Genomic DNA, 3,067 nt, shown 5'->3' with positions numbered 1-3,067 from the left:
AAAAACGTCGCAAATGGTCGGCGGCCGACATGGCGATGTCCGGCCGCGCATGGGCCAGGCGGCCGACACCCCATAAAGCGCCGCGCTGGAGCCGCTCGTGTTCGAGAAAGTTGCCGTCCGGATCGATATAGGAGAGCAGAATCCGTCCGTACTCCCCGGCCAATCCGGCATGCACGGCGGTGATCTCGCCCATGGCCTCGGGGGATCCCCAGCCGATGCCGCCGGATTCGTCGTTCAGATTCCACATGAACCGGCGCATCACCACACGCGCCGATTCCAGGTCATGGTCGGCCATGCCCGCCACCACCCGGCCCATGGCCGAAACGGCACGCCAGCGGAGGGTCTCTTCTCCCGCGTAAAGGAAGGCGAACAGCGGGTTGACCGCCTGACGACCGGGCAACGCGCCGATCGTGTCGAGGGCGGCCGTGAAATCCGCGCCGGCGAGCAGTTCGCCGATCTGGACTTTGAGTTTACGGTAGGCCATGATGGCGCTTGGGTTCCGTTCGGTTCAGAAGGAGATCACCTCGAAGCCGGCCTCCATGTAACCGGACATGGACGGATGACCGGACATGTCGTCAAGCAGGGGCAGCCCCTGTCTGACCGCTTCGTCGGCAGTGCCCATTTTGTGGGCGCAGCCCTTGCAAACCCCATCCACGATCCCCTGGGCCTTGGCCTTCTCCCAGAGTTTGTGCAGCGGGTGGGTCTCCTCGGCCAGTTTGGGCAACAGCGCCGTGGCGGCGCCCTCGACGATGATTTTGCCTTCCATGCCCTTTGCCTGCATATCCAGCCCGTTGAGCAGCACATGGATAAAACAGACCGGATCGCCATTGAAAACGAAAAGTGCGACTTTTTTCATGTTTCCTCTTGATGCCCGCCGCTTCAGCTCTCTTCCCAGCCGATGCAGTCCTCCGGGCAGTATTTGATGGCTTCATTGACGGCCGCTTCAGGGTAATCCGTCATTTCGACCACCTCGATGTAACCGGCATCGTTCTGGCGGAAAACCTCCGGGCAGACGGCCACGCAGCCCAGGCACAGGGTGCAGCTGCCGATGTCAACCACGGGGACCTTCATCGGTTGCCTACCCCTGCCGTGCCTTGACGGCTTCGCCGATTTGCTTGCCATAGGCCTTGCAGGCCGCGATGCCCTCCTCGCCGGGGACATACAACAGGCGGGGGCCACCATCGATCATCTGAAAGTTCATGGCCTCCAGTTCGGCCGCCACCAGCTTGACCGCTTCGCCGCTCCAGCCGTAAGAACCGAAAACACCGCCGATCCGGCCAATCGGCTTGAGCCCCTTCATGTAGGTGAGCACGTCGGCCACGGTGGGGAACATCTGGTTGTTCAGCGTGGGCGAGCCCACCACCACGGCGGCCGCATCGAGGACGTCGGTCATGATCTCGCTACGGTGGGAGCTGCGGATATGAATCGGCTTGACCATCACGCCGGTGGCGGCGATGCCGTCGGCGATGGCGTAGGCCATGGTCTCGGTGCTTTTCCACATGGTGTCGTAGACCACCACGGCCTTTTCCTCCGTCTCCTGGCGGCTCCAACGCAAATAGGCGTCGATGATCTTGCCGGGCTCCTTGCGCCAGACAATTCCGTGGTCGGGACAGATCGTGTCGATTTGGATGCCCGAGGCGACCACCTTCTCGATCAGCTTGAGAATCCGGGGCGCGTAGAGCAAAAGGATGTTGGCGTAGTATTTCTTTGCCTGAACCATCGCCTCCTCGCCGGCCTGATCGTCGAACTCCTCGCATCCCGCATAGTGCTGGCCGAAACCATCGCTGGAGAAGAGGATATGGTCTTCCTTGAGGTAGGTGAACATGCTGTCCGGCCAGTGGATCATGCGCGTTTCGATAAAGGCCAGGGTGCGCTTGCCGAGGCTGAGTTCCTCTCCATCCTTCACCGGATGGTAGTCCCAGGCGTCCGGAAAATGGGCGGCCAGGTTCTTGGCGCCCATCTTCGAGCAGTAGAGGGGTTTGTTCGCGCCCACCACTTGCATGAGTTTCGGCAGGGAACCCGAATGGTCCATTTCGGTGTGGTTGCTGATGACCACGTCGATCTTGGCCGGGTCGATGATCTGGGAAATGTTACTGATCAATTGGTCGGCGAAAGGGGCCTTGACCGTGTCGATCAGGGCGATTTTTTCGTCGATGATCAGAAAGGCGTTGTAGGTTGATCCGCGGTAGGTTGAGTAGCCGTGAAAATCTCTGATATTCCAGTCGATGACGCCGACATCATAGACGCCATCCGCGATTTGGATTGGTTTCATGGTGAGCTTCCTGATTGCGATGCCCTTTTTCCAGCGGTAGAAAAAGGGCATCGTCGTACGTTTAAGGGTCGATCACGATAGTGGCGTGACCGCTGAGACTATGCCTCTTTTTCAAACTCGCTCTTGGATGCACCGCATACCGGGCATTCCCAGTCCTCGGGAACATCTTCCATTTGGTGCCGGGATCAACGCCGTTGTCGGGATCGCCGGCTTCGGGGTCGTAAACATAGCCACACAGGGTGCATACATATCTGTCCATCCATTGCCTCCTTCACGTTCGAAGATTTGGGGTTGAAAAAAGGGTGCTTGAGATCGGTTTGCGCATCAAAAAAGACCCATTTCACTGGGACGCGTTGGTAATTGATTGGGCATTTACCATGAAGCCGCTTGGACTGTCTAACCCAAATTACGCCCCGGGAAACGGCCGCCGTTTATCCCAAGGGCCGGAACAGCTTTTTCCCGGCCCCGCAGATGGGGCACTTCCAATCGTCGGGAAGATCGTCAAAGGCCGTTCCCTTGGGGATCTTGCCTTTACGGTCGCCCTTGTCGGGGTTGTAGATATAGCCGCAGTTAACGGTCTGACACTGGTACATTTCGTGGGGTTCGGCCATGGGGTACGTGCTCCTTCACAGATGAATGGCAAAATCGTGGGTTCTCGTTTTCACTTCCGGGAGATGGGGGCTCGATCCAATGGATCAGACCGTCAACGTGCGTCGCCATGGTCAGCCGCAACGCTTCCGCGGCGTCGTCGGCATCGGGCGCAGCGGGGATCGGCCAGTTGACGGTCTCGACGCC

The 3,067-nt window shown here is 59.2% G+C and carries 5 protein-coding genes and 1 pseudogene; all 6 read right to left on the bottom strand.

All coding sequences use genetic code 11. From position 1 onward, the window contains the following. The coding region (locus JCM12296_RS33700) for a DVU0298 family protein (protein ID WP_340147891.1) at positions 1-484 on the bottom strand (484 nt) is incomplete at its 3' end. Between the two features lie 24 nt (positions 485-508). Then, on the bottom strand, positions 509-856 hold the full coding sequence (locus tag JCM12296_RS33695; RefSeq protein ID WP_054702364.1) for a DsrE family protein: 348 nt from the start codon (positions 854-856) through the stop codon (positions 509-511). A gap of 23 nt (positions 857-879) precedes the next feature. Next, positions 880-1,059: a ferredoxin gene (locus JCM12296_RS33690; protein WP_246805282.1), complete on the bottom strand. Its 180-nt coding sequence runs from the start codon at positions 1,057-1,059 to the stop codon at positions 880-882. 19 nt (positions 1,060-1,078) lie between these two features. Beyond that, on the bottom strand, positions 1,079-2,272 hold the full coding sequence (locus JCM12296_RS33685; protein ID WP_054702358.1) for an FprA family A-type flavoprotein: 1,194 nt from the start codon (positions 2,270-2,272) through the stop codon (positions 1,079-1,081). 98 nt (positions 2,273-2,370) lie between these two features. Beyond that, positions 2,371-2,531 (bottom strand): annotated as a pseudogene (rd, locus tag JCM12296_RS37510) (rubredoxin). 172 nt (positions 2,532-2,703) lie between these two features. Then, the gene (locus tag JCM12296_RS33680; RefSeq protein ID WP_054702355.1) at positions 2,704-2,883 is read right to left on the bottom strand and encodes a rubredoxin; all 180 of its coding nucleotides are present in this window, start codon (positions 2,881-2,883) and stop codon (positions 2,704-2,706) included. Positions 2,884-3,067 lie beyond the last annotated feature (184 nt).

Source organism: Desulfosarcina cetonica JCM 12296 (genome assembly GCF_001311845.1).
In the GTDB taxonomy this organism is placed as follows: Bacteria; Desulfobacterota; Desulfobacteria; order Desulfobacterales; family Desulfosarcinaceae; genus Desulfosarcina; species Desulfosarcina cetonica.
The sequence above is the reverse complement of the archived record's forward strand: the minus strand, read 5'-3'. Positions and strand labels throughout refer to the sequence as shown.